Annotated in this window: 23 protein-coding genes and 1 pseudogene; 15 read left to right on the top strand and 9 right to left on the bottom strand. The window is 39.9% G+C overall.

Annotation, left to right across the window (positions count from 1 at the left end):
- Positions 1-29: 29 nt before the first annotated feature.
- The gene (locus ACLFKQ_RS00340) at positions 30-581 is read left to right on the top strand and encodes a COP23 domain-containing protein (protein WP_448997959.1); all 552 of its coding nucleotides are present in this window, start codon (positions 30-32) and stop codon (positions 579-581) included.
- 22 nt (positions 582-603) lie between these two features.
- Here the strand turns inward: ACLFKQ_RS00340 and ACLFKQ_RS00335 are convergent, their stop codons facing one another.
- A complete protein-coding gene (locus ACLFKQ_RS00335) occupies positions 604-2,118 on the bottom strand; it encodes a protein kinase domain-containing protein (RefSeq protein ID WP_448997958.1) in 1,515 nt (504 codons plus the stop codon).
- A gap of 426 nt (positions 2,119-2,544) precedes the next feature.
- Positions 2,545-3,969: an NADP-dependent isocitrate dehydrogenase gene (locus tag ACLFKQ_RS00330; RefSeq protein ID WP_448997957.1), complete on the bottom strand. Its 1,425-nt coding sequence runs from the start codon at positions 3,967-3,969 to the stop codon at positions 2,545-2,547.
- A 403-nt stretch (positions 3,970-4,372) separates the two neighbouring features.
- Here ACLFKQ_RS00330 and ACLFKQ_RS00325 point away from each other — a divergent pair, with 403 nt between their 5' ends.
- The 3 genes from ACLFKQ_RS00325 to ACLFKQ_RS00315 all read left to right on the top strand — a co-directional run bounded on the left by ACLFKQ_RS00325 (position 4,373) and on the right by ACLFKQ_RS00315 (position 8,351).
- Positions 4,373-5,074 (top strand): GUN4 N-terminal ARM-like repeat domain-containing protein, encoded by a 702-nt coding sequence (locus ACLFKQ_RS00325; protein WP_448997956.1) that lies wholly within the window; start codon positions 4,373-4,375, stop codon positions 5,072-5,074.
- A 325-nt stretch (positions 5,075-5,399) separates the two neighbouring features.
- Positions 5,400-6,920, top strand: a complete 1,521-nt coding sequence (locus tag ACLFKQ_RS00320; protein WP_448999419.1) for a GAF domain-containing sensor histidine kinase — start codon at positions 5,400-5,402, stop codon at positions 6,918-6,920.
- 39 nt (positions 6,921-6,959) lie between these two features.
- Positions 6,960-8,351, top strand: a complete 1,392-nt coding sequence (locus tag ACLFKQ_RS00315; protein WP_448999418.1) for an IctB family putative bicarbonate transporter — start codon at positions 6,960-6,962, stop codon at positions 8,349-8,351.
- Here the strand turns inward: ACLFKQ_RS00315 and smpB are convergent.
- Positions 8,348-8,815: an SsrA-binding protein SmpB gene (gene smpB, locus ACLFKQ_RS00310; RefSeq protein WP_448997955.1), complete on the bottom strand. Its 468-nt coding sequence runs from the start codon at positions 8,813-8,815 to the stop codon at positions 8,348-8,350. The two genes, ACLFKQ_RS00315 and smpB, sit on opposite strands and share 4 nt — an antisense overlap.
- Before the next feature lie 204 nt (positions 8,816-9,019).
- On the opposite strand from smpB, the gene ACLFKQ_RS00305 reads away from it, so the two are divergent.
- The 3 genes from ACLFKQ_RS00305 (at position 9,020) to ACLFKQ_RS00295 (ending at position 11,678) form a co-directional block, all read left to right on the top strand.
- A protein-coding gene (locus tag ACLFKQ_RS00305; protein WP_448998612.1) for an IS5 family transposase occupies positions 9,020-9,774 on the top strand; the annotation gives its coding sequence in 2 pieces (ribosomal slippage) (positions 9,020-9,340 and positions 9,343-9,774; 753 coding nt in all).
- 313 nt (positions 9,775-10,087) lie between these two features.
- Positions 10,088-10,363, top strand: coding sequence for a chromosome segregation protein SMC (locus ACLFKQ_RS00300; protein WP_448997954.1), 276 nt, complete (start codon positions 10,088-10,090; stop codon positions 10,361-10,363).
- Positions 10,364-10,910: 547 nt separating this feature from the next.
- Positions 10,911-11,678, top strand: coding sequence for an aspartyl/asparaginyl beta-hydroxylase domain-containing protein (locus tag ACLFKQ_RS00295; RefSeq protein ID WP_448999417.1), 768 nt, complete (start codon positions 10,911-10,913; stop codon positions 11,676-11,678).
- Between the two features lie 18 nt (positions 11,679-11,696).
- On the opposite strand, the gene wecB is transcribed toward ACLFKQ_RS00295, so the two are convergent.
- Positions 11,697-12,818, bottom strand: coding sequence for a non-hydrolyzing UDP-N-acetylglucosamine 2-epimerase (wecB, locus tag ACLFKQ_RS00290; protein WP_448997953.1), 1,122 nt, complete (start codon positions 12,816-12,818; stop codon positions 11,697-11,699).
- Positions 12,819-13,199: 381 nt separating this feature from the next.
- On the bottom strand, positions 13,200-13,565 hold the full coding sequence (locus ACLFKQ_RS00285) for a hypothetical protein (RefSeq protein WP_448997952.1): 366 nt from the start codon (positions 13,563-13,565) through the stop codon (positions 13,200-13,202).
- Between the two features lie 793 nt (positions 13,566-14,358).
- Here ACLFKQ_RS00285 and ACLFKQ_RS00280 point away from each other — a divergent pair.
- From ACLFKQ_RS00280 to ACLFKQ_RS00270, 3 genes are read left to right on the top strand one after another with little or no spacing between them, the layout of a single operon-like run.
- Positions 14,359-15,600, top strand: a complete 1,242-nt coding sequence (locus ACLFKQ_RS00280) for a PilT/PilU family type 4a pilus ATPase (RefSeq protein ID WP_448997951.1) — start codon at positions 14,359-14,361, stop codon at positions 15,598-15,600.
- Positions 15,601-15,621: 21 nt separating this feature from the next.
- The gene (locus tag ACLFKQ_RS00275) at positions 15,622-16,404 is read left to right on the top strand and encodes a circadian clock KaiB family protein (RefSeq protein WP_448997950.1); all 783 of its coding nucleotides are present in this window, start codon (positions 15,622-15,624) and stop codon (positions 16,402-16,404) included.
- Positions 16,405-16,445: 41 nt separating this feature from the next.
- On the top strand, positions 16,446-16,748 hold the full coding sequence (locus tag ACLFKQ_RS00270; RefSeq protein ID WP_448997949.1) for a TMEM14 family protein: 303 nt from the start codon (positions 16,446-16,448) through the stop codon (positions 16,746-16,748).
- On the opposite strand, the gene ACLFKQ_RS00265 is transcribed toward ACLFKQ_RS00270, so the two are convergent.
- The gene (locus ACLFKQ_RS00265; RefSeq protein ID WP_448997948.1) at positions 16,745-17,134 is read right to left on the bottom strand and encodes a hypothetical protein; all 390 of its coding nucleotides are present in this window, start codon (positions 17,132-17,134) and stop codon (positions 16,745-16,747) included. The genes ACLFKQ_RS00270 and ACLFKQ_RS00265 overlap by 4 nt on opposite strands.
- A gap of 150 nt (positions 17,135-17,284) precedes the next feature.
- Here ACLFKQ_RS00265 and queA point away from each other — a divergent pair, with 150 nt between their 5' ends.
- Both queA and ACLFKQ_RS00255 read left to right on the top strand, forming a co-directional pair.
- Positions 17,285-18,484: a tRNA preQ1(34) S-adenosylmethionine ribosyltransferase-isomerase QueA gene (gene queA, locus ACLFKQ_RS00260; protein WP_448997947.1), complete on the top strand. Its 1,200-nt coding sequence runs from the start codon at positions 17,285-17,287 to the stop codon at positions 18,482-18,484.
- A 373-nt stretch (positions 18,485-18,857) separates the two neighbouring features.
- Positions 18,858-19,610: a gamma-glutamylcyclotransferase gene (locus ACLFKQ_RS00255; protein ID WP_448997946.1), complete on the top strand. Its 753-nt coding sequence runs from the start codon at positions 18,858-18,860 to the stop codon at positions 19,608-19,610.
- A 10-nt stretch (positions 19,611-19,620) separates the two neighbouring features.
- Here ACLFKQ_RS00255 and ACLFKQ_RS00250 read toward each other — a convergent pair whose 3' ends face one another.
- Both ACLFKQ_RS00250 and tnpC read right to left on the bottom strand, forming a co-directional pair.
- Positions 19,621-20,016, bottom strand: coding sequence for a hypothetical protein (locus ACLFKQ_RS00250; protein ID WP_448997945.1), 396 nt, complete (start codon positions 20,014-20,016; stop codon positions 19,621-19,623).
- Positions 20,017-20,276: 260 nt separating this feature from the next.
- Positions 20,277-21,735 (bottom strand): annotated as a pseudogene (gene tnpC / locus ACLFKQ_RS00245) (IS66 family transposase).
- Positions 21,736-22,267: 532 nt separating this feature from the next.
- On the opposite strand from tnpC, the gene ACLFKQ_RS00240 reads away from it, so the two are divergent.
- The 3 genes from ACLFKQ_RS00240 to ACLFKQ_RS00230 all read left to right on the top strand — a co-directional run bounded on the left by ACLFKQ_RS00240 (position 22,268) and on the right by ACLFKQ_RS00230 (position 23,779).
- The gene (locus ACLFKQ_RS00240; protein ID WP_448997944.1) at positions 22,268-22,492 is read left to right on the top strand and encodes a CP12 domain-containing protein; all 225 of its coding nucleotides are present in this window, start codon (positions 22,268-22,270) and stop codon (positions 22,490-22,492) included.
- Positions 22,493-22,844: 352 nt separating this feature from the next.
- Positions 22,845-23,441 (top strand): DUF3177 family protein, encoded by a 597-nt coding sequence (locus ACLFKQ_RS00235; protein ID WP_448997943.1) that lies wholly within the window; start codon positions 22,845-22,847, stop codon positions 23,439-23,441.
- A gap of 35 nt (positions 23,442-23,476) precedes the next feature.
- Positions 23,477-23,779: a DUF7734 family protein gene (locus tag ACLFKQ_RS00230; protein WP_448999416.1), complete on the top strand. Its 303-nt coding sequence runs from the start codon at positions 23,477-23,479 to the stop codon at positions 23,777-23,779.
- 15 nt (positions 23,780-23,794) lie between these two features.
- Here the strand turns inward: ACLFKQ_RS00230 and hisC are convergent, their stop codons facing one another.
- On the bottom strand, positions 23,795-24,853 hold the full coding sequence (gene hisC, locus ACLFKQ_RS00225) for a histidinol-phosphate transaminase (protein WP_448997942.1): 1,059 nt from the start codon (positions 24,851-24,853) through the stop codon (positions 23,795-23,797).
- Between the last annotated feature and the right edge of the window lie 89 nt (positions 24,854-24,942).

Genomic DNA, 24,942 nt, shown 5'->3' with positions numbered 1-24,942 from the left:
AGGTTGTTACATCGAGAGCCTTAGATATTATGAAAGTTAGACACCTATCAATTTTATTAGCTACTAGCACGTTAGCCACAGGAGTTACTCCTGCCTTAGCTGAAACTTCCCAATCGTCAGAGTTAAATTTTATTTGTCAGATAAATAATGGCGTTCCGACTACTATGGCTCGAGCGACAGACAGCGATCGCACCTTAGAAATTTTTCATTGGAAACAGGAAGATTTACCACCCGACTCTGCCAATGCTTTACAGCTGTGCGATCGCGTTTCTGCTAAGCTAGAAGACTACTCCAACCAGGGACACGACCTCTCGGCAATTAACTTTAAGAGCGACGAGCAAGGGGGTTTACCAGCAATTTGTGCTACTGGTATAGATGATAGTTGCACCGTGTTGTTCACTCTCGCACCGACCGACCGACCAATTGATAAGGCTAATGAAGTATTGACAGCAATTTTAGACAAAAATCTTCAGACCGAGCGGTTAAATACTGAGTCTAATGACCGAGGAGTTCAATCATTCTCGTATAAAGTTAGTTTGTTAGATTTACTCGGCATTGGCGGTCTCAAATTTTCGAGATAAATGCTTACTAGTAAAGGAATATTTATAACTTGGCTTCAATTTGTTTGAGAAGTTCCACAGTTGGTGTATAGCTACTATTTAGCCCCAAAGACTCTTCACAATGTGCCTTGGCATCCTGATATTGCTGTAACTCGTATAAAGCACGGCAAATCTGCGTCCACGCTAAAAAGTATTCAGGACGACGAGATAGCACTTCGCGAGTTGCAGCAATTGCTTCTCTAGGTCTGCCCATTTTTAATAACACTTGACCTTTATTAAACCACCCTCGGTAAAAATCCGGGTCTACCGCGATCGCCTGGTTGTATTCTCTTAGAGCCTCCTCGTATTGTTGGAGATCGAAACGAGCTAAACCACGGCAATTCCAAGCTTCAGCAAAATTGGGAGCTACGTTGGTAGCTCTGGCACAAGAAGAAAATTTTTCAAGATGTCTGCCTAGTTTCCCCTGAGCAAAGCCCATATTTTTCCAGGCTTGAGCGAGATCGGGGCGACTTCTGACAGCTTCTTGAAACGCCATAATTGCCCTTTCATATTCTCCAGACTCAATCAGCTCGTTACCCCGATTATACTCATTGAGTGCTTCTAAAGTCCTCAAAATTTTAGGAGTAATAATAAATAGACCCAAAGTTAGAGGAATTAAAGCCAGTAGTAATAAACGTGTCCAGTTGGGTTTTGGAGGTGCAGGGGATAGGGGTGGGGGTGGGGGCGCATCCATTCTCCGCAAATCTTCAAGCGCCTCGCTGGCATTTTGATAACGTAAACGAAAATCATTATGAATCATCTTGTCGAGAATATCGGCAAACTCTTTACTGCATTTAGGAGCACGAGCTCGCCAGCTAATTTCTCCTGTATCGCGATCGCGAGGTAGTAAATCGGGATGAAAACCTGTAATTGCCTGAACCGCTGTTACTCCCAGAGCGTAAATGTCACTGTTAAAGCGAGGATCGCCCCGCTGTTGTTCGCTTGCCATATAACCGGGAGTTCCAATTGCTACAGTCAGCAAATTTCCCTGTCCCTCAGTTAAGGTCATGTTACTAATTTCTTTAACCGCTCCAAAATCAATTAGTACGATCTTGCCGTCACTAGCTCGTCTAATCAAATTAGAAGGTTTAATATCCCGATGAATTACATTATTTTTGTGGACAAAGTCTAAAATTTCTAAAACTTCGAATAAAAAATTTCTGACTTGAGATTCATTCCAGCGATTTCCAGGAATAATTTCTGTTTGACTGAGGTCATTACCCTCAATAAATTCTTGTACCAGATAAAACTGTTCGTCTACTTCTAGATGAGCCAGTAGTCGAGGAATCTGTTGATGATTATTTAATTTATAAAGAACGCTTGCTTCGTTACCGAATAACCTCCTAGCAGTTTCTAACACAAAAGCTTCATTAGATTGGGGCTGGAGTTTTTTGACTACGCAGCGAGGATAACCGGGAAGATGAGTATCTTGTGCGATATAAGTTTCACAAAAGCCTGTTTTTCTCAAGCAATTAATAACTCGGTAGCGTCCTCCTATTAACTCTAACTCATCAGACATAGGGTTGGTAGTTGGTGAATTTAGATCGTCAATTTATCTGGTCTGTTTCATTTTAGGTAACAGAGTAAACTTGTTAGCAGACATAGATTAGGCAGCAAGACAGGGCAGCTAAGCGTCCCTCGAAGGAAGGCTCGAGACTAAAACCAATCTAACTTTAAACCCAATCTAACTTTGTCAATACAATCTGTCATGAATTTAGCGCGATCGAAAACTATATTAAAGGATATTTAATAATTAGATACTGCCGTGTTATGGCAGACATTACTCAAGAAAACTAAGTATAAGTTCATAAATAATTAATTGAATAGTCAACAGTAAATCAATAAACAGTCTATGAGTTAAGCTTAAGGTATTACACCGCATCATAGCGGTGCTAATCTATTTTTTTGCTACCTCTTACCCCAAGTCATAAAGCTATAAGAAACCTCAGACAAAATTATCGGTAATTGCCTTGGCGAATTCAGAACACTTAAGAGGTCGTTCCACCTCTGGAGTCATCATTCTGGCTAAGTCATAAGTAACTTGACGATTGGCAATCGCCGCTGCCATGCCCCGCTGAATCAAGTCTGCTGCTTCTTGCCAGCCCATAAACTGTAGCATCATTACCCCCGATAGAATTACCGAACCAGGATTAATTCGGTCTAAACCAGCGTGTTTGGGTGCGGTGCCGTGAGTAGCTTCAAAAATGGCACAATCATCTCCTATGTTAGCTCCAGGACTTATACCTAAGCCACCGACAATTGCAGCTGCCGCATCAGAAAGATAATCTCCATTTAAATTCATAGTAGCAAGTATCGAGTACTCATCAGGACGGGTCTGAATTTGTTGAAAGATACTGTCAGCAATGCGATCGTTGACCATAACTTTATCGCGCCATTGACCGGAACCATGACTATGCCAAATTGTATCTAGTACTGTGGTGACTTCCTGACAAATTTCTTGTTGCTTTTCGGGTGTCAGAGAATCATATCCAGGTTCGATTTTACGTGCATTGTTATCTACGGTGATTTCGGGATCTGCTTCGCGATTGCTGAGAATCCACGATTCTCTTTCAGTGACGCATTGATGACGAAACTCAGTTTTTGCCAATTCGTAGCCCCAATCACGAAACGCTCCTTCGGTGTATTTCATTATATTGCCTTTGTGTACCAAAGTTACCTGTTGCTTAGCTGGAGGTAGTTGTAGGGCATGTTGAATAGCACGGCGAACTAAACGCTGAGAACCAGTTTTGCTAATTGGTTTGATACCAATTCCTGAATCTTGAGGAATTTGTTTATTACCGTGTTCTGGAGTAGCAGGAATCAATTCCTGATTGAGCAAATCGATCAGTTTTTTACCAACTTCACTCCCTTGTTTCCATTCGATTCCCAAATATATATCTTCGGTATTTTCGCGATAGACGATAATGTCTAATTTTTCCGGATATTTATGCGGCGAAGGCGTACCTTTGTAATATCGACAGGGGCGAACACAGGCATAGAGTTGAAATATTTGTCTTAAAGCGACATTAAGAGAGCGAATTCCGCCGCCAACGGGGGTTGTCAGGGGACCTTTGATAGCGATACCATACTCTTTTATTGCCTTTAGAGTATCTTCTGGTAAATATTGATAGGTTCCATAGCGATCGCAAGCTTCATCTCCGGCATAAATTTTAAACCATTCGATTTTACGACTTTCTCCATAGGCGGCCCGCACCGCAGCATCGATTACTGTCTGTGTTGCCGGCCAAATATCTACTCCCGTACCGTCTCCGCGAATAAAGGGAATAATTGGATTGTCGGGAACGACTGGTTTTCTATCTTTAAAACTAATCTTCGAGCCAGTCGTAGGTGGAGTGAGTTTTTCGTACATAGGGTTGAGTCGATTGAGAAACTAAAGTAGCTAGAATACAATAACTTGAAAAATCTTACTTAATCTCAGCAGACAAAAAAAAGTTTTAACATCTAACCAAAAGAAGGAAACTCGAGCATGTAAAGATAGTCAAATCATGATAATATTGCCAAGGAGCACTGAGTAAAAACACTCAGTGTTTGTACTTAGTCAGTGAAAGTTCCCTCGTAGAATGGTAGAGTTTTTCTAACAAAACGACGGTAGGGTATTTAGACTTTCTAAGTTGAGAGATAATTGCCGTTGCTCTGCCAGAGAAGATCGAACTGGATTGGTCACTTCCTACTTTTACATTCAAAGGTGACTCGCCTACTGTGACCGTTTAGAACTAAAAACGCAAGTGTAGTCGCTGCTAAAGTCAAGTTATATGGAAGACAAATACGATCTAAAGTCTCAACTGCGATCGCAATCCGAAAAAAAACAACTACAGCTCATTCCCCAGCTAGTCGCTACAGGAGAAACGGGTTTAGAAGCTCTGATGGAATGGATGGATTCTCGCCGCAACCAATCACCCAATCTAGCATTAGTCAAAGCATATCAAGCTCTATACCTAGCAAATACCCCAAAAACTAGAGAATTTTTGCAAACGAGATTTCCTAACGGAATTGTCTCCTTACCATCGCAGCGTAACATTGATTATCAAAGTCTACAGCAGTTGCTAGCCAAACAAGATTTTAAGAATGCCGATGCTTTAACTTTACAAAAGCTCTGCGAATTAGCAGGAGCAACAGCACAAAAACGTAAGTGGCTTTATTTTAGTGAAGTCGATAACTTCCCCGCCACCGATCTAGAAACTATTGACCGGCTTTGGATGCTGTACTCTGAGGGTAAGTTTGGCTTTTCCGTACAAAGGCAAATTTGGCTGTCTGTTGGCAAAGATTTCGAGCGACTGTGGCAGCTAATTGGTTGGAGAACCGATAATGGTTGGACTCGCTATCCTCAAGAATTTACCTGGAACTTGACTGCTCCCAAAGGGCATTTACCCTTATCCAACCAGCTTAGAGGTGTTAGAGTTATTGCCTCAATATTTTCCCATCCAGTTTGGACTCAAGCCTCAACGCCCAACTAAAGCGATAGATAAACGCCAAGTATTTAGATAAAATTACGGAAAAAAACTTGTTATCTCCAGCAAAATCCTAAATTGAAGAACTTTTTTGGTGCTTAATCTTTATTAGTTCCAATAATCTCTGCTTAAAATGTTCGTTTGAAAAGTTTTTCGGGAACTTTAGAAATAGAAAACTAAGGAAGGCATTAGTAATATTTTTTAATAAAGAAAATTTTCTCATGAAATTTTACCCTTAAATGCCTTCTCTAAAGTCGTATACAACTACACCGATTATTAAAATTTAGTGACACCAGTGCAAGCAGTAGATTTAGGGTTGAGAGTCAACAATATGACCAAACCAAGAAACAGACTTTTTTGCCGTTTGGATGATCTAACTCCCATTGCCAGAGAACAGAAGAGATTGAAAATTATCAATCGACTTGGTTTGTTGTCATCAGAGTTAGTCCCCGTTTTTGAAGAAGCGACTCAAACCGCTTCAGCTTTTTTAGAAACACCGATTTGCATTCTTTGTTTGGTAGTGGAAAATGAACTGCGATTTAAATCCGCAGTTGGTTTATCAACTATAGGTTTAATGAATCAGCTCGCATCTCAAAGAAAAATCGCTCTCGAGGAATCTTTTAGTATGTATGTCGTTGATAGTCAACAACCTCTGGTTATTGACGATACCTTGAGCGAGTCAGTGTTTGTCAAGTCTTTGTTGACACAACATTATGGTATACGAGCTTATTTAGGAGTTCCTCTAATTAGCTCGGAAGGTATTTGTCTTGGCAGTCTTGAAGTGATGGATCTACAAACGAGACAATTTAGTGACAAAGAGGTAGATTTTTTGGGTTTAACTGCCCGCTGGTGCTTGAGAGAGTTCGAACGCAATCAGGTAGTTTGCTGGCAAGAAAAATCAATTTCCAATTCGAATGCTAGTTCGCCTTTAGATAACCGACAAGCAGCAAAATCGCCTGCTGCAACAGCAATCGCCAAATTCAGCTCGGTTAGTTCAGAAACAATTATTTCCTATCCAATTAAAGTAAAACTTTTAGCACAGCTTACACAAGAATTAAGAACACCTTTAACTTCTGTAATCGGTATGGCAAGCGTTCTGTGTAGAGAAGTATATGGTTCTTTGACTCTCAAGCAAAGAGAATATTTGCAAATTATCCACGATAGCGGTCAAAATTTAATTTCTTTAGTCGATGAAATCGTTAGTTTAGGAGTTCTGAACGATCGAGAGTTGGGGATTAATGCTACTTCTGTCGATATTGAAATGCTCTGTCAGCAAGTCATTAATAGCCTAAGTGATAAAGCCAAACAGTACCAGCAAGCCCTACGTCTATCTGTAGAACCGGGAAATCGCATTTGGCATTTAGATAAAGACAAAGTCAGACAGGCTCTTTATTATTTAATCAATGGTGTTCTGGAAATGTCTGAGGTCGGTGGAGAAACAAAAATTCATATTTCTCGTCGCAATCAAACTCTAAATATCGCAGTTTGGATGTCTCATCCTTGGTTAGGGGAAGGTTTTGCTCCCATAGAACTATATTCTCAGTCAGTTTCTAAAGCTTTAGCTATTAATGAAGCCAATATAGAAAATAGCTTTAATTCTAGTACGAGCCAGGTTTTATTGGGTAACAAGTTACTTACCTCTTCAGCTTTGATGACTGCTATTAATAGTGGAGAAGAATTGTCTCACGATAGCGAAAAAATTCCTCGTGATATTTTGGGACTTTTGCTCTGTTGTCATTTAATCGAACTTCACGAAGGTCAAGTAATCGTTCAAGGTTCGCTAGAATCTGGTTATCGTTATGTGCTCCAGTTACCTAAAGCCGAGCTGGAAGAAGAAGAAAATATCGCCTAAAATTTACTTTAGTCTTCTATTATTATCTACTTGAGTTTTGTGAGAGCGACTTGGAAGAGAATTATTTTTTTAGAACCACAATCGAGCCAATGGTTCTATGCCAGCCATCTCTATCGACTGGTCGGTTGGTTTTCTGCTTGGAAACAGGGAAGCTGGTTACTTCAGTGGTCAGAGGCAATAGGAGCTGGCTTATTGAGTATAGTTTTTTTGCTCGCCCCCTTCGTTTCTACTAGTCTCATTGGAGTGCTATTAGTTGCCATTGCCGGATATTGGCTGGTAATTACTATCTCCGAAAATTCACCATTAAAAATAATTACGCCAATACATTTATTAGTTGCTTTGTACTGGTCTATTGCGACTGTTGCCACAGCTTTTTCACCAGTCAAATCGGCAGCGGTAACGGGTTGGATGACTCTAACTTTATATTTATTCTTATTTGCCTTAGCCTCTAGAATACTGCGATCGCCCCGTTTGAGCAATTGGATAATTACTAGCTTTTTACTCGTCGCTTTAATTGTCAGTTGTTATGGACTGCGTCAAGAATTTTTTGGCGCAGTACAGCTAGCTACTTGGAACGATCCTAATTCGGCTCTAGCTAATGATACGAGAGTCTATAGTTATCTTGGAAATCCCAATCTTTTAGGAGGATATTTACTGCCAGCGATCGCTTTCAGTATCGCGGCACTGTTTGTCTGGCAGGGTTGGATTCAAAAAACTTTAGCCGCAATCATGGTTGCGATTAATTCGACTTGTCTGTATTTTACCGACAGTCGCGGTGCTTGGCTGGCGATGGCGGCTTTAATTGCTACCTTATTATTCCTATTTTATTATTGGTGGCAACAATACTTACCCCGTTTTTGGCGAATTTGGTTACTACCGTTGGTGTTTGGTTCTCTAGCAGGGTTGTTAGCCGTAGCTATATTGAAGTCAGAAACTTTGCGTTTGCGATTTGCCAGTATATTTGCCGGCAGAGAAGATAGCAGCAATAATTTTCGGATTAATGTTTGGGAAGCCGTGTTTAAAATGATTCGCGACTACCCTCTCACTGGCATCGGTCCCGGTCACGAAGCTTTTTACCAAGTCTATCCTCGCTATATGAACAGCCGCTACCCTGCATTAAGTGCCTATTCTGTTTATCTCGAACACTTGGTAGAAATGGGATATCTGGGACTAGGCTGTTTTTTATGGTTGCTTATAATTACCATCAGTTATGGTATCCGCCAGCTTAGGCGCTTGCGTGTCCAGAACAACAGACGAGGTTTTTGGTTGATTGGAGCAATAGCTGCGATCGCGGGACTATCGGTTCACGGCATTGTCGATACGGTTTGGTATCGTCCTCAAATTAGCATTTTGTGGTGGTTTATGTTGGCGATCGTCGCTAGTTTTTATGACTATCTTACAGAAGAGGATTTACCGTTGAAAAATTCCTAGTATCTTTTCATAGCTCTAGCCATTTCTCTGTCGTCTTGACGACGCTTTATTGTTTCGCGTTTGTCGTACAATTTCTTACCTCTAGCCAGACCGATACTAACTTTGACTTTGCCTCGTTTAAAATACATTTTTAAAGGAACCAAAGTTAATCCCTGTTGTTCTACTTGTCCGGTCAGTTTATTGATTTCGCGACGGTGTAACAGTAGCTTACGAACGCGACGAGGATCGTGATTGAAATAATCTCCCCCTGCTTGATAGGGGGATATATGGACATTTGATAACCAAGCTTCCCCTCCACGAATAAAAGCGTAGCCGTCTCTAAGATTAACTTTGCCGGCTCTAATAGATTTTACTTCCGTACCTACTAGTGCGATTCCTGCTTCGTAGGTTTCTAATATCTCATAAAGATAACGAGCCTGTCGGTTATCACTAATAATCTTAATATTGGTCTGTCGATCTCCCATCGGTTAATAATCTGTTCGCTGGTAATTTTCTAGTATATCATTCTGCTTTTAATTAATAGCTCATTTTTAGTTCTCACTACTAGAAGCAAATCCCATAATAATCCCATAATATAGATTTAGCTACGATAAGCTAGGTTCTGTTGACGTAAAGAGGCAAAGATGAGAAAGTACCTGAAGTTGCTGATTTTAGTCAAAAAATTCTTCATGAAATCTCGTGTTAAGTTGGACGATTCTGCTTGGCAGCAAATTTTCGTTGTTCTGAGCCACCAACAAGACATCCGTATCAAAGACCCCAAAGCTTGTCGTCGTTTTCTGAATGCGGTTCTCTGGATTACTCGCACAGGTGCTCAATGGCGTGAATTACCCAAACGTTTTGGCAACTGGAACAGCCTCTACAAACGATATCGGCGTTGGTGTCAGAAGGGAGTTTGGCATCGTCTCTTGCAAGAAATGTCCCACTCTGCTGACTTAGAAAGTTTAATTCCCGATAGCACCATGATTCGTGCTCATCCCTGTGCAGCAGGAGCAAAAGGGGGTCAGAAAAACACTCTTTAGGAGGTTCTTGTGGCGGATTTAGTACCAAGTTACATGCTGTGGTAGATGCGTTGGGCAATCCGCTGCGGTTGCTTCTGACTCCAGGGCAAACCGCCGATATCAGTCAAGGAGAGGCATTGGTGGCTGGTTATCGAGCTCAACAGGTAATTGCCGATAAAGGCTATGATTGTGATGCTTTTGTGGTCTTGATTGAGGAAACTGGTGCTCAAGGCGTGATTCCGCCTCGTTCTGGTCGCCTCAACCCTAGAGATTACGATTCACATCTGTACAAGGAGCGACATCTAGTTGAGTGCTTTTTTAACAAACTTAAATACTATCGTCGCGTTTTCAGCCGTTTTGACAAAACTGACGAATGTTATTTGGGATTTGCCGAATTTGCTTCGGCTTTAATTTGGTTGCGTTAATTGTGTCAACAGAACCTAGGCGCTCGAAATTAAAAATCTAACTAATGGTAGATAAAATTTATCTTCAAGAGCGACTCTAGTCTAATTACGAATACGCTTCCTATAATCTTCGCCCTTAAACCTAATATTCAACTACTTCTAGGGCTTTTTAAATCTCGTCCCAAATGCCTTTAGTATATTTATATAGTGTTTACATATAATTCCGCAACAATTACCCAAACTTTATATTTATCCTAAGTATCTACCGATATACTTAGATTAAGTAAACTAAACAACTAAAAATTTCACTTATACTCGATCTTACAATAAATTCATGGAAAATCTCAATAACTACATAGCTTCGATTCAGCAAGAGATTGTGGCTGAAGAAAAAACTATTAAAGTAGCTAGATTAATTATTTTATTAATTAAAATAGAAAAAGAATTAAATACTGTAAAGTCTACCTTAGTCAAGCTGCAAAATCATCAGGTAACTTATAATAAAAACTCTGAATTATCAAGCCAGATAAACCAAAAAATAGCTACAGTAGATAGGCTTTTAGGAAAAATTAGTAAAGCGAGATTAAATTTAAACTATTATTTTATCTAACTTAATAGTGTTAAATAATCTAGTTTTTCTGCTATTGCTGTACCCTAGTGGCAGTTCGATGTTTATCTCTGAAATTTCTATTGCCTATTGCCTGTTGCCTAACTGAACCGAAATGTACCTAATATATCCCAAAATTGCTACTGTAGACCGAGTATTTAAGTAGCACGACAGAGAGGAAGGAGTTATCAGCGGTTCGTACTCGAGCTAGATTCTACAGAATTACTCATAAAAAAATTGGTAATTTTTTCTGGCTTGTTTATTACTAATAAGATTGAGAGACTGTTTGTTAAACAAAAATTAAATGCTTGTGTAGGTTGGGTTAGGCGAGTATTTTTCTAGAATTACTCTTATGATTTGCTATTCGCCGTAACCCAACAAAATTAAACGTTATACTCGTCTTAAGATTTACTTTATAAACAATCTCTGATATCTCAGTCGCTCGCGCTTGAAACACTAACGAAGCCGATCGCGCTAAAATCTTCACTGAAACACTATTGTTTTGGTGATAATGAGGAGTAAACTCAAGCAAAATTCCCCTTTCTCTGGTATGAGGCAATGGCGATCGACTCTTGGCAAACAAATCAGAGATTGGCTAATTTACGATTTAGGGTTTCAACTACTGCAGAAATACGAACGGTTAATTCCCAGTTATTCTCTAGTAAGCAATACGCCCTTTATCGATCCCCAACAGTTGTCCTGGACGGCAGAGTTAGAAGCTAATTGGCAAGCGATTCGTCAAGAATTAGACGAAATTCTCAAACACGCTACAGAATTACCTAGCTTTCAAGATATTTCCCCCGATCAGGCTTACAACATTAGTCAAGACTCTCTGTGGAAAACTTATTTTCTCTATGGTTACGGAATTAAAACCGAAGAGAACTGCCGGCGATGTCCTGAAACCACTCGTCTAATAGAAGGGATTCCGGGAATGAAGACGGCGTTTTTCTCAATTTTGCTGCCTGGAAAGCACATTCCCGAACATCGAGGTCCGTATAAAGGAGTAATTCGCTGTTTATTAGGTCTAAAAGTTCCCGAACCTAGAGAAAAATGCCGCTTGAGAGTTGCCAATGAAATTAGACATTGGGAAGAAGGAAAAGCAATGATTTTCGATGATTCTTTTCCCCACGAGGCGTGGAATGAAACGGAAGGAATTAGAGTAGTGCTATTTTTAGATGTAGTGAGACCGCTACGTTTCCCACTATCTTTAGTCAATCATCTTTTGCTGAGAGTCATTGCTGCTTCTCCTTTCGTCCGAGATGCCGTCAACAATCAAAAAAAATGGAATGAACGTTTGAAAGAGTTGTACGACCGCTAGCTAAGGCAGAGATTTTCTTTAAGTATTATTAAGTAGGTAATTTTTAGTAATCCGCACGATTCTCTCTGAAGCTAGACCGTCCCCAAAAGGATTGATCGCAGTCGCCATTTTTTGATATGCAGCCTCAGATGATAGTAATTCTGCAGTGAAATTTAAAATTCGTTCGGGGTCAGTACCAATTAGTTTGGCAGTGCCTGCATTAACTGCCTCTGGTCTTTCGGTGGTTTCCCTCAAAACTAGAACGGGTTTACCCAAACTAGGTGCTTCTTCCTGTAACCCTCCAGAATCTGTCAGCAATAAATGACATTTAGCGATCGCACTAACTAACTGAGGATAATCTAAGGGTTCGGTTAAAAACACCCGGGGAAGCTCTCCTAGAGCGGCAACAATAGGTTCTCTAACAGTCGGATTACGATGTAAGGGTAACAATAATGCCGTGTCCGGAAAACGGTCTAGAATCGCTTTAAATCCCTGCAGAATATTGTGTAACGGGGTTCCCCAATTTTCGCGACGATGAACTGTAGCTAAAATAACTCGGTATTTCTGCCAGTCAAGATGGGGAACGTCGCAACTGGGCTGCTTTTTTGCCACGGTCAGAAGAGTATCGATCACAGTGTTCCCCGTATGGTGAATTTCACCTGTAACTCCGGCGGCTTTGAGGTTTTGTACTGCTAATTCTGTAGGAGCAAAATGAAGCTGAGTTATTTGAGAAATTAGACGGCGGTTTGCTTCTTCTGGATAAGGATCGAACAGTTGATTGGTACGCAAACCTGCTTCAACGTGAGCCAGAGGTATCTGTTGATAAAAGGCAGCTAAAGCCGCAGCAAAAGCGGTAGTCGTATCTCCCTGAACGAAAACTAGCTGTGGTTCGAGCTTTTCAAATACTGCTTCTAAACCCTGCAAACTGTTACAAGTAATATCAGTTAGAGTTTGCTTGGGCTGCATAATTTTTAGATTGCATTCGGCTTGTAACCCAAATAACTCCATTACTCGGTCGACCATCTCTTTGTGCTGTCCTGTCAAAATTAAATGAGTTTCGATCTGTCTAGTGGAACGAAGTTGCTGAATTACTGGTGCGAGTTTGATCGCCTCTGGGCGCGTTCCGAGGATTACGCAAACAGAAAAAGTTGGTAAAGTCATTCACTTTGGCGTTGTAAGTCACAAATCGTCAGCGCAAGCTAAAATCGTGCGCTCGGCGATCGCAACTTAAATTTGAGTATGTAGTTTTTGCTTAACCAATATAACAACAGTACGAAATAACTATATATTAATCCTATTTCATTTAAAAAATTACATTATTGGCAAAGGAAATATTGAACCCGGAACAGGGAACAGAAATTCTCTCATACCATTAAGGATTGCTATAGATTTAATTTTGATGTTGACAAAAAAAAACTCAGCTTTAACTGAATTTTATATGTTACCTAGTATTCAGTAAAAACTGAGCTCGCTCTCATTCATTGAGCGTGAAATCTTTTAAAGCGAAATATTATCTTTCGTGATTTTACTATTCAAATCGATTTAATTAGTGGTATTAAGCTGGCAAGTAAGAGGACAAGAAGCATAAATAGAACCAGTGCTTAATTTGCTGTTTCCATGTAGCCAATTTAACCAACTAACTTCTTCAGGATGTATACCTTTAATAGCTAGCATTGCTGCTCCTAAAATTACTACAGACAAATTAATCGCTAGGATACTTCCCGTTACTAGTAAAACCGCACTGGTAGGGAAGACTGTTTGCAAGATAATCGCTGCCAAAATACCGATTGTAACTACCAAAGCTCCGACAGGAAAACCTACTACCAACAAACAGACCGTTAGAGTAAAGCTCCAAATTAGAAAGCTTTTGATCAAAGCCAAATAACTATTCTTTCTTACTAATTCCATTATTTTAACCGGGATAAACAACAACAACAATTAAAGAAAAAAACTCGAGCTCACTTATCGCGCTCGATTAGTTTACTTAAACTTTAGTATATAGAAACCTAATCAACTATTGACTATTTTTAAATAAAATTTTACATTTTAGCTTTTTCTTAAAAATCAATAAGCCTGCATAAATATGGATCCCTATTGGGTTTAAGTCTTTTTTTTCTTCGAGCATTATTCTAGCCTCTCGACACTATCGAATTGATTTATATTTCTTAACAAAACTAGATTTGTATTTTATTGTAGTTGAATCTACTTTACATCTAAACTAAAAAAATGGCTGGATTAAATATTGCCTGCTTCGTCTGTTTAGTTCAAAATAACTAATCAAATGTACAAAATAAAATGCAGAAAATTATATATCTTTGTTCAAAACTAGAGTATGGCAATCTCAACAGGTAAGAAAAAAAGTTGTTACTCCTAACTCAATCAAATGTTTCTATCTTTAGATTTATATTTGATGATATAGGATCTAATCTAGTGATTTTGGAAAAATATGGCGAAATTAAACTAAAACAATCAAAATAACCAAACAAACTGACGCAATTTATAGATAATAGTTAGGGATCTACTGTTAGTAGTGCTTGAGTATTTTTTTAGGTATTTGTACTGAACAGAGCGAAAAACGAGTTCAAAAAAGTAGTTAAATGCCAATTGCCAATTTTCATCCTTGGATAACTGTTAACAGCATTATTTATTTTGGGCACATTAGGAGTAACAAAAAGTTAATTTTTAGGAACAGTACTAAATAATGAATCAAAAACCTGGTTTGCCTCCATTGCCGCCACCTCCCCCCAGAAGTTTGGGCAACAAAAAAAATCGTGACTCGGCATCAAAAAGTCAGCCCCAAATCTCCCCTCCTAAGTCGATGTCCGAAGGGTTACCAATTTCAAGATCGGCTACTAAAACCAATCATCCCCAACGTTCTTCCGGACAACCATCATTAGAAACCATTATTAAAACTGCATTTGACTCTGGATATTCAGATATTCATTTAGGAGTAGGAGAAGTGCCGCGAATGCGCGATCGCGGCGAGATGGCATTAACCGAATATCCCGTAACCGATTGGAATACTTTTATGAGTTGGCTGTATGAAGTATTGACTGATAAAGAAGTAGAGCAGTTTAAAAGAGAACTAGAATTTGATGGCGCAACTCAGTATGACTTTGCTCGGGTGCGAATTAATATTTTTGATACCCTCAAGGGACCTGCTTTAGTCATGCGCTTGATTCCCTTAAAAATACTAACGATGGAACAGTTGGGAATGTCGCCAGTATTTAGAAATATTTCTGATGCTCATAAAGGATTGATCTTAGTAACGGGACCCACTGGTTCGGGTAAATCCACCACGATGGCGGCGATGGTAGATTATATCAATAAAGAACATGCCAAGCATATTATTACTATCGAAGACCCGATTGAGTTCGTCCATCAAAGCCGTCGTTCTCTGATCAAACAACGAGAAGTAGGAATCAATACCTTAGAATTTGATAATGCCCTCAAAGCAGCACTGCGGGAAGACCCCGATGTGATTTTAATTGGGGAGATGCGAGATCGCGGCACGGTCAATACCGCTTTAAAAGCTGCTCAAACAGGACACCTAGTTATGGGAACCTTACATACCAATAGCGCGATTAAAACTATCGAGCGGATTTTAACTCTTTACAGTGCCGAAGAACAAGATGCGATGCGGGTAGCTATTTCAGAATCTTTAGTAACAATCATCGCTCAAGGATTGTGTCGTACTACAGACGGTAAACGAGCTGCATATCACGATATTTTGGTCAACACCGAAACCGTCAAAGACTATATCAAACAAGGTAAGTACGAGGAGATCCATAGTTTAATGCAAAACGGAGAATATGACGGCATGATTACCACCAATCAATCGCTATTCGCTCTCTATGAAGATGGTAGAATTACCGAAGAAACCGCTTTGACACAATCGCCTACACCTAATGAAATGGCAATGATGTTAAGAGGTAGGTTTTAGCAAGTCAAATGCTAGCCATTTATGTCGCTCGATTCATCCCTTTTACCAGAAAGTTTTAAAGCTATAGCTCTTTTTACCCCGGGAGGGGATTTAGTCTACGGTATAGATGCTAGTCGGCAAGCACGCTGGCACATTCATTTATGTTCGGGTTTACAGGAAATCTGGAGTTTGCCCGAACTTCCACATTTTCTGGTACCCGCATATACGGCTACAGTGGAACGCTGGCGTGATCCTCGAACTCAGCAACTAAAGATTATTGCCGAAGTATATCCTGCGGTTCGCCGCTACATTCCTCTGCTTAATATTGCCTTCGGACTCAAAAACCACCAGGAATGGAAAATTATTTCTTGGCAAGAAGAGTATTGCAGTCAGGCTATTTTGGAAACTTATCGCCAGCAGTTTCCCCAGCTTTGGGAGGAGCGCGATTTAATCGTTCGCCTAGATCCTCAACACCAGGATCGCCAAGTTAGAGTAGACAATTTACAAGTTGACAATTCTCCAGCGAAACCAGAAGTAGAAGCGATCGCTAACAGCGTTAAAACAGATTATATTTTACGTTTGTTTATTTCAGGTAGCAATCCCTCTGCCGAGAAGACTCTAGCAAACATCCATCAACTTTTGGAACGAGGTTTAACCTCTCCCTACACTCTTAAAGTAATAGATCTCGATAAGCATCGCGAACGAGGAAAAAACGAACAAGTGATGGTAACTCCGACATTAATTAGAGTGTCTCCTCCACCAGTAAAAAGAGTTGTTGGCAAATTAGATAATATCGAGCAAATCTTACAAATTATTTCCAGTTAAGATATTTAGCAAGATTTGTTCACAGTCGCGACTAAAAGAAGATGAATTTGACTGTATTTGCGGCGACCGCTTACGGCGCGATCGTACTTTGCGGTGGCATTATCGGTTACGTTCGAGCCAAAAGTAAAGCCTCCTTAGTTTCTGGATGTCTGAGCGGTATTTTGTTAATCATAGCTGCTTGGCTGCAGTTGCAAAACTTAGCAGTTGGTCTAATTTTGGCTCGAATTATAACTCTGCTTTTAATGGTCGTGTTTGTCATTCGTCTGGTAAAAACCAAGAAATTTATGCCCGCAGGGATAATGCTAATAACTGGAGCGATCACTTTAGCTCTACTGTTTTCTTAAGCTAGAGTTTCTGGACAATAGCCCAACCCTCTAGTAAACTGCTGACGAAAAGCTTCAATTTCTTTGATATCTGGCTCGCCATGAGCCACAATTGCCACCTGATAGCGGCGCATTACCTCTACTGGAGATTGTCCCGTCTCTAAACTCCAAAAGACCATTCTCAAACGCATTTCAGGTTCGTAGGGTATGCCTAGTTCATTCATGAAAGCGCGAAAGTTGCCATGATGTAAAGGTTCGAGAGGTTGAAGAAAACGAACCTTTACAATCCAACCGTCAATTTGATGAATTACTGTAATCGAAGCTTTTGCCTTGTGCTCAATCGTACGTAGATAATCAATCGTTCTTAACGTTACGCTGGCATTGGCAAGAAAATAAAGATAGTCCATTAAAAATGCTTTGTTTTGTTTGGAATCCTCATATATATTAGTTTGACAGACGATGGGCTGTTTACGCTTGGGGAAAAGCACCCGATCTTTTAAATTTAAATTAGGTGAAATTACCCAACTTAAAGGTTTACGGCGAATTACTAATCGAGTATGAACGAAGACTTGTTACTTTCTAGCTACAACTATCAATTACCTTCAGATGCGATCGCACAAAAACCAGCTATACCGAGAGATAGTTCGCGAATGTTAGTAGTGAATTCCCATAATAACCATATTCACAGCATTTTTCGCCATTTACCTCATTGGCTGTTACCGGGAGACCTGTTAGTTTTTAATGATACCCGGGTTATTCCCGCGCGCTTATACGGTCAAAAATCAACGGGCGCGACTGTAGAGATTTTACTCCTAGAAGAGAAAGCGAAAAATTTATGGCTGGCTTTAGTCAAACCCGGTAAGCGTTTTACTCTGGGAACTGAAATCATATTTACCTCTCAAGTAAATAATCCTCAGCCTCAAAGTTCCCTCGAACAAAGCGTGGAATACGCCCGAAGGCAAACTGACAATGCAACATCGTCAGAACCTTCTGATTTCGGCAGTTGTTTGGAGCAAGCTCAATTCGAATTTAAAGCCAAAGTAGTCGCTCGCGATGAGGCTACAGGAGGGAGAATTTTGCAGTTCGAACTTCCTTGTCAACAGTCTTTTTGGCAAATTTTAGACCAATTTGGAGAAGTGCCATTACCACCTTACATTACCGATGTTAAAAGCGATCGCGACAGCTATCAAACGGTTTATGCTAAGCGAGAGGGGGCTGTAGCAGCACCTACCGCAGGACTGCATTTTACTCCCGAACTGTTGCAGCGACTGAAACACTGCGGTATCGAGCAAAGCTATATTACTCTTCATGTAGGCATCGGTACTTTTCGCTCCGTAGAGACAGATAAAATTCTCGACCATACCATGCATCAAGAATGGATCGATGTCAGTTCCGAAACGGTAAAGAAAATCGAGCAAACTAAGGCAAGGGGCGGTAGAGTTATCGCTGTAGGTACTACTGTAAGTCGGGCTTTAGAAGGTGCGGCAAAGGTTGCAAAGCAGGAAGGCAAAAGTTCGTTACAGTCCTATACGGGTAAAACCGACCTGTTTATTTATCCTGGTTATCAGTGGCAGGTAGTGGATGGGTTAATCACTAATTTTCATCTACCTGGTTCTAGTTTACTGATGATGGTTAGTGCGTTAATTGGTAGAAAACGGTTGTTAAATTTATACCAAGAAGCGATCGCCCATAACTACCGTTTTTATTCCTTTGGCGATGCGATGCTAATTTTACCAGAAGCAAAACAGAAAAGTTAAGGTGCGATCGCAACTAACAGATTCTTCATGCTAGTGTACCCCAAGCAAGCGAAGACTGGGCAAATACAAAAGTCACATATAACCTACTGGAAATTAAAACGAATAGAAGCAAAAGACATAATTGAGGCATATCAGAGGCAGACATCCGCGAGAGCCACCAAAAAAGAAATTATCTTAGCAATACAAGATACGAGTGACTTTAATTTCACTCACCATCGAACAAAAACGCAGAAGCAAGAATTTGGTATGACCTGCTCTCAAAAACACTCGTAACCCTCTATTTTGAGAAAGGTTATATTTAGTCAGAAATTTTGACTATTGAGAATCGAGCATTGCTAAACTATTGAGCATAAGTTAAAGTCACTCTGAGTACATGGTATTAAATCGTCAAGCTCTTGAATCCAAATTATTGCAAAAACTATTGGCTCATCCCGAATTAAATCTAACTATTTTAAGCGATGAAGAATTATTAGCCTCAATTCGAACTACTTTACAACAGAAAAACCCAACTCCAAGTTCTACCGAGATCTCTTTCGACGACTGGTTTGAGCCAGTTGAGCTTTGGATTTTTGCTTACGGTTCGTTAATTTGGAATCCTTTGTTTAAATATCGAGAACGCCGTACTGTTTGTATTGATGGTTGGCATCGTCAGTTTTGTCTTAAAGCTCCTCTCGGTAGAGGTACTCTAGAAAATCCCGGCTTAGTTTTGGGTTTAGAAAGGGGTGGTAGCTGTTATGGAGTTGCCTATCGCTTGGAAATCGACAGTAATTTAGAGTCAGAACTACTATTGCTTTGGCGAAGAGAAATGGTTGTTGGCTCTTATCTTCCCACTTGGGTTAAAGCTTTTGACGGTAGGGAGACAATTGAAGCGCTCGCCTTTACAATTAATCCGCAACACTCGATGTATATTAATAATTTATCCACCGAGCAGACGATCGATCGTCTGGCTACGGCAAAAGGAGTTTTAGGCTCATCTTCTGACTACCTCGAGCAAACTGTCAACGGTTTATTAACAGAAAACATTGAAGATAAAGAACTAATTTATCTTTATGAGCGAGTTAAAGCTAGGCAACAAGAACACCAACAAAAGCTTATCGAGCTTACCGATATCAGTAATAGCTCTTAATCTAACTATTTTAATTAAAATTTTTATTAATAATATTACGGAAGAAAGTTTTTACTAACGGAACTATAAAGACAAGAGTTACAATTAGAGAGAGCATTCTAGCAATAATTGTAAATAAAAATAACAAAAAATTATTAATAATAATATCAGTTATACTAAAATTGGGCTGAATTTCAGTATAATCCCCAGTATCTTCATCTACAAGCAAAAATTTATCCATTTGCTCTGAAGAAAAAATCTCATTTATATTTTTTTGAGGAGGAGCAACCAATAAAGCATTTTCAAGCTGCCTGTGTTCGCTCCCGCCAAACTTTAAATCTAGTTCTTTTAGACTGGATCTAAGTCCATCTTTTAGTAATTTTACAGAAATTAAATATTCTGATTTATGTGTAAATATGGTAGACATTATGATTTATAATAATTTTATATATTATATTTACAACTAAAGTTTTAAAAATATTTGAAAGCACTTTAAATTTTTTATATTTTGTCTTAGTTAATACCAGAATGGCAAATATAAATGTCTATAAAATCATAAAAATACAAAAACTTTAATATTTGGCTCTACCCAATATCTAATTGCATATTCTAGTTTTAAGAATTACTCAGCATTTATAGCCATCCTGTTTGAATTATAAAAATTAAAGAAGATATAAAGGTAAGGATTCAGGTGCAAGCATGAGGAATAAGAGAAGGATAAGAACAATGTCCAACTGTAGCTTGTAAAGTCTGTTGAAAAAAAGTAATCACCGAACGTCCTTGCAAACGACAAGATTGAATTGCACTCAGCAGGTTGGCTGTATGTTGAAACCGTTCGATGGAACGAGAGCCACCACAAACTTTCCGCTTGGTTACAGCAGTTCTCAAACATCGTTCAGCTAGATTATTGTCGGGGGGTATCTGAGGATGTGTCAGAAAATACCACCATTGCTCCGCCTTATCACGCAGCGAACGTAGCAGTTTTCCAGCTTCATGACCAGCATTCTTGAGCCAAGTCTTAATTGCGCTAGTCACTCGCCTTCGGAAATCCTCTGCCCAATCTCGATAGTGGCTTTCCTGATGGGTCTGTCGCCAAACCCGATGTTGCTTAAATGCCTCATCAATTAGAGACAGAAAGGTGGTAGCAATTTCTTGGTTATCTACCCCTTTAGTCTTTAACAGTTTTTGAAAATGACGACGTAGATGAGCCAAACACTTTTGTTGTCCTGCTACTGAATAGCCGTTGTAGACACTAAAATCGTCGCTAATCAAAACTCCATCATAGAATACTCCTAATACAGCTTCCAATTCTCTGCGTTTTCTAGTATCGCCGGCATGAAACAGGCAGAACTCTGACCCAGCTAAAACCCAGAGCCATTCTTTGACTCCTTTAACTGAGCAGGGGGTTTCGTCACAATGTAGAGGAGGATGCTCTGAATTAATCGACTTTTTCAACCCTTCAACACTGTTGATACTCGCTTGTTGTACTCGTTCGTTCATTGGTGGCAACTAAAGTTCCCCTACTAATTTCTATTGCTCCCAGTTCCCACAACAGTTCTTGCTGTTTAGCATAGGACATATGAGCATAGTTTCCCAGCCAGGAAAGTAACCCCTGTAGTCTGACTCCCAAGTCTTGACCTGGAATCATTGTGGGAGACCGTCGAGCTGCCTCTATTGCTCCACACTTGCCGCATTGACAGTGATGACGTTGGTACTCTACGACTTGTATCGGTTTTGCCACCAACTGGGCTACCTGTTGAGTATCTACTCGTACCCCCTTAGTCTTCCATTGTTGATTTCCACAGTTGGAGCAGATGGTCGGTTTCAATACTTCGTAGCGGTCTACACGCCCAAATCCTTTTCTCGTCTTCCCTTGATGTCCTGGTTGTCCTCCTGGTTTTCTTTTTGTCTCTTTTTTGGCTTCTTCCAACCCTACTTCTGGTTTTCTCTCGCTTTTTTTCAGCAAGTCAGTTGAAGGGGGTTTCGATGAGGTTTGGCTGTCGAGGTTGAGGCTCTGTTCCAGTTGTTCTATTCTTTTTTCTAGCTTCTCAATCAGCTTTTGTTGGGTAGTCACGATTTCTGCCAGTTTCTCATTGGACAACTGGCGCAGTTCTTCGGCTTTGAAGGGGTGATTAGCTTCGCTCATTATTGGCTACTTTAATCTCTTTTTCCTTTTTGTCAACCCTGATACCTGAATCCTTACCATAAAAGCAGAAAGTAAAAAACAAAAATTGTTTTTAAGAATAATTTAGTGCTGCTAGATTACAAATTACGTTGCGAAGTACTCGCAGGAGTGTAAAAGTAGCATCAGGGTTACTTTTGCGGCACTTTTAAGCAGTTATTCGCTACGGAACTAGAAAAAGTGTTATAATCCCGAGTCTGGCAGAATGTGTTTGTTTACGTACCTATTCGGGGAACGAGGCGGAGTAATTGGTTAGTGTCAATCAACCATCGGCAGCCATTTCCCAAAGAAGCCAAAATTTTCAGACGCTACAATAAATAAGCTACATATTTATTTACTAAAAACCGACATAAACAAACCAAACAAAGGTATAGCTTAAGACAGATTTTACTGCAGCTATCGGCAAAAATGGTCAATCGGCAAACCGAACCAAAAAGATTCGTTATAACTAAATTTGGCATATTATAATTTTAAACAAGTTGAAATAAGAGGAATAATGAGCGATATACAAGAACAAATTAACTTAGAAAGACAGAAAGCTAGAGAAGTATGCGATCTTGAAGGAAATACCTCTGAAGATTGTGCCGTTGCCTGGGATACAGTAGAAGAATTGCAGGCAGAAGCATCACACCAACGCGCCAAAGCTCCTAAGAAGAATTCTTTAGAGCAGTATTGCGATGACAATCCCGATGCTCCTGAATGTCGTATGTATGAAGAATAAACTCAAAAGAGCTACTGCTTTCTTAGAGACAAAGTTGCAAATAGTTTTTAGCCATTGCCAGTGGGATTTACAGTAGTATTCCCACTTTTTTATTGTTAATGGCGATGGGTTCGGAATAATGCGTGTAATTCAATTCATCGTAGTGGCAGTTACCGAATTGTTTACGAGCTATCGATACTCTAAGTTCTTAAACCTTAACTACTACTTACCAACTCTTGAGGTAATTTCGTAACTAGCCTTGCCACCTCCAAAGCGATCGCTCTTGAGCCAGAGCGATAATCATTTGTCTTTTGATACAAAGATAAATTAAAGTGGTTCGAGTATTAACTGTAAAAACAGTCAAGTTAGATTAATGAATGAAGTTTGGTTTAGACCTTTAGTCTGGATGGACTATCGCTTGGGAGTGCTATTAACCGTAATTATTCCGGTTGTATTATTAATTTGGTCTTTATTTCAGAGACAAGAAGCAATGCAAAGATTGCTAATTATTTATTGGCGAGTTGCCAGCTTGTTAATGATTACCGTATACCTACTAATTCCGGGTTGGAAAATTGGATTTTTTACTGCATTTGCCGCTCGTATTCTAATTCCCTTTTCCTTATGGTTTTGGGTAGATTTGAACGAAGAAATCCGGGATATACCCAAAAGCACTTTAAAGTTAGTATTTAGATCTTGGCGTTGGGCAATTACTTTTTACTGCTTACTAGGCGCGATCGCCAATGCTTTATTTCTGTCCTGTGGCTTATCTAATGAAACTTTAAACACCCCTGCTTGTCAGGTTTGGCTGGAAGCACCCTTACTATACAAGCAATTTTTTCATTCCGAACCCAATAACGAGGGAGTATTGGGCTTTTTTGGAGCGTTAGGTTTAATTATTTACCTGATTTATCTAGCTTATTTTGTGGCAATTCGCCTTGGCAGACAAGGGCGCTCGGCTTTGGAACGGTAATTTTGTAGCTATTGTTAAACTCTGGAATAATTATGATGTCTAAACCAATTGGTTTACGCTTGGAAGAGTATACTCTTAAACGCAAACAGGAAGTTTTGCTGGTAAATATTGAGAGTGCCGATGACGAACCAGAGACAATTGCAATCTACAATGGCTTTTCTAGTTCTCTAACTAACCCGACTCCTTACAATCCAGACATACCAGTTATTGCCCCCGATGCCAAAATCATTTCTATCGATCGCCTGGCTAGTCCCTACAATCCCAACGAACCTCAGTACATTCAAAGCAATCTAACTCTGGCTGAAATGGAACAGTTGCTAGGAGAAATGAAGATTTAGAAAAGTAACTTTAAGCTAAAAGCTGATAGATAAATTCTCTAGAGTCTGAATTAGTATTTTATTTTGTGTTTCAGTTCCTACGGTAATTCTTAGTTTGTCGTCAAGTCGGGGCAAATCGAAATAACGAACTAAGATTCCTTTTGCTTTCAAAACTTGATAAAGGTATTTGGCGCGATCGCCTGGAGGAGTGACGAGTAAAAAGTTTCCTTGGGAATTTCGAACTTCAAAACCCAATTTTCTCAAGTCTACGGCTAATTTTGCCCTTGAAGCTTTGACTTTTGCCACGCAAGCATCATGATAATCGCGATCGCGCATCGCCGCCGCGCCGACTAAAGTGGCAATCGCATCGATATTGTAGCTATCTTTTACTTTAAACAAACCTTGCAGCACCTTGGGATTAGCGATACCAAAACCCAAACGCAATCCCGCCAGAGAATATCCTTTAGAAAGTGTTCGCAGGATGATAACGTTATTGAACTCTGTCACTAAGGATAAAGCGGAAGCTTCGGCAAAATCAACGTAAGCTTCATCGACCGCTAAAATACCCGACAACTTACTAGCTAATTGACGTAAATCTTCCAAAGGTACGACATGACCAGAAGGACTATTGGGAGAGGCGATAAATGTAACCGCACCATTAGCAGCAATTATCTCATCTACGGGTAGCTGGTAATCTTCAGAATAGGGAACTTCAACTACACCGGCTGGCTGCAAAGCTGATAGAGTCCGATACAACACATAAGTAGGCATGGGATAAACTACGGAGCGATCTCTTCCTTCAGCACAGGCACGAATGATAATATTCAGCAGATCGTCACTACCATTAGTTACGATTATCCAATCATCTGGTACTTCTATAGATTCGCTGACTGCATGACAAAATTCTCTGGCATAGGGATCGGGATAGCGTCGCAACCATTCGCTATCCAAATTTCGTAATATCTTTACTGCTTGAGGAGAAGGCAAATAGGGATTTTCATTAGTATTGAGTTTGATCGTTGGCGTTCCTGGTTTGGGTTGTTCTCCAGGAGTGTAACCTCGTGTCGCGGCGATCGCAGGACGGAAATAGTTCATGTTGTTTTAATTTTGTACTTCATGAGTTTGAGAACAGCTATATACATATTTAAGCTTATACATACATATTGTTTAGAGTGAGGCAAAAA

The sequence above is a fragment of the Myxosarcina sp. GI1(2024) genome, from assembly GCF_053543375.1.
This window is presented reverse-complemented; position numbering and strand designations above follow the sequence as displayed.

Excerpts from the sequence above, each read along its gene's own strand:
- ACLFKQ_RS00340 (WP_448997959.1), top strand. The coding sequence starts at position 30 with ATGAAAGTTAGACACCTATCAATTTTATTAGCTACTAGCACGTTAGCC.
- ACLFKQ_RS00335 (WP_448997958.1), bottom strand. The coding sequence starts at position 2,118 with ATGTCTGATGAGTTAGAGTTAATAGGAGGACGCTACCGAGTTATTAAT.
- ACLFKQ_RS00330 (WP_448997957.1), bottom strand. The coding sequence starts at position 3,969 with ATGTACGAAAAACTCACTCCACCTACGACTGGCTCGAAGATTAGTTTT.
- ACLFKQ_RS00325 (WP_448997956.1), top strand. The coding sequence starts at position 4,373 with ATGGAAGACAAATACGATCTAAAGTCTCAACTGCGATCGCAATCCGAA.
- ACLFKQ_RS00320 (WP_448999419.1), top strand. The coding sequence starts at position 5,400 with ATGACCAAACCAAGAAACAGACTTTTTTGCCGTTTGGATGATCTAACT.
- smpB (WP_448997955.1), bottom strand. The coding sequence starts at position 8,815 with ATGGGAGATCGACAGACCAATATTAAGATTATTAGTGATAACCGACAG.
- ACLFKQ_RS00300 (WP_448997954.1), top strand. The coding sequence starts at position 10,088 with ATGGAAAATCTCAATAACTACATAGCTTCGATTCAGCAAGAGATTGTG.
- ACLFKQ_RS00295 (WP_448999417.1), top strand. The coding sequence starts at position 10,911 with ATGAGGCAATGGCGATCGACTCTTGGCAAACAAATCAGAGATTGGCTA.
- wecB (WP_448997953.1), bottom strand. The coding sequence starts at position 12,818 with ATGACTTTACCAACTTTTTCTGTTTGCGTAATCCTCGGAACGCGCCCA.
- ACLFKQ_RS00285 (WP_448997952.1), bottom strand. The coding sequence starts at position 13,565 with ATGGAATTAGTAAGAAAGAATAGTTATTTGGCTTTGATCAAAAGCTTT.
- ACLFKQ_RS00280 (WP_448997951.1), top strand. The coding sequence starts at position 14,359 with ATGAATCAAAAACCTGGTTTGCCTCCATTGCCGCCACCTCCCCCCAGA.
- ACLFKQ_RS00275 (WP_448997950.1), top strand. The coding sequence starts at position 15,622 with ATGTCGCTCGATTCATCCCTTTTACCAGAAAGTTTTAAAGCTATAGCT.
- ACLFKQ_RS00270 (WP_448997949.1), top strand. The coding sequence starts at position 16,446 with ATGAATTTGACTGTATTTGCGGCGACCGCTTACGGCGCGATCGTACTT.
- ACLFKQ_RS00265 (WP_448997948.1), bottom strand. The coding sequence starts at position 17,134 with ATGGACTATCTTTATTTTCTTGCCAATGCCAGCGTAACGTTAAGAACG.
- queA (WP_448997947.1), top strand. The coding sequence starts at position 17,285 with ATGAACGAAGACTTGTTACTTTCTAGCTACAACTATCAATTACCTTCA.
- ACLFKQ_RS00255 (WP_448997946.1), top strand. The coding sequence starts at position 18,858 with ATGGTATTAAATCGTCAAGCTCTTGAATCCAAATTATTGCAAAAACTA.
- ACLFKQ_RS00250 (WP_448997945.1), bottom strand. The coding sequence starts at position 20,016 with ATGTCTACCATATTTACACATAAATCAGAATATTTAATTTCTGTAAAA.
- ACLFKQ_RS00240 (WP_448997944.1), top strand. The coding sequence starts at position 22,268 with ATGAGCGATATACAAGAACAAATTAACTTAGAAAGACAGAAAGCTAGA.
- ACLFKQ_RS00235 (WP_448997943.1), top strand. The coding sequence starts at position 22,845 with ATGAATGAAGTTTGGTTTAGACCTTTAGTCTGGATGGACTATCGCTTG.
- ACLFKQ_RS00230 (WP_448999416.1), top strand. The coding sequence starts at position 23,477 with ATGTCTAAACCAATTGGTTTACGCTTGGAAGAGTATACTCTTAAACGC.
- hisC (WP_448997942.1), bottom strand. The coding sequence starts at position 24,853 with ATGAACTATTTCCGTCCTGCGATCGCCGCGACACGAGGTTACACTCCT.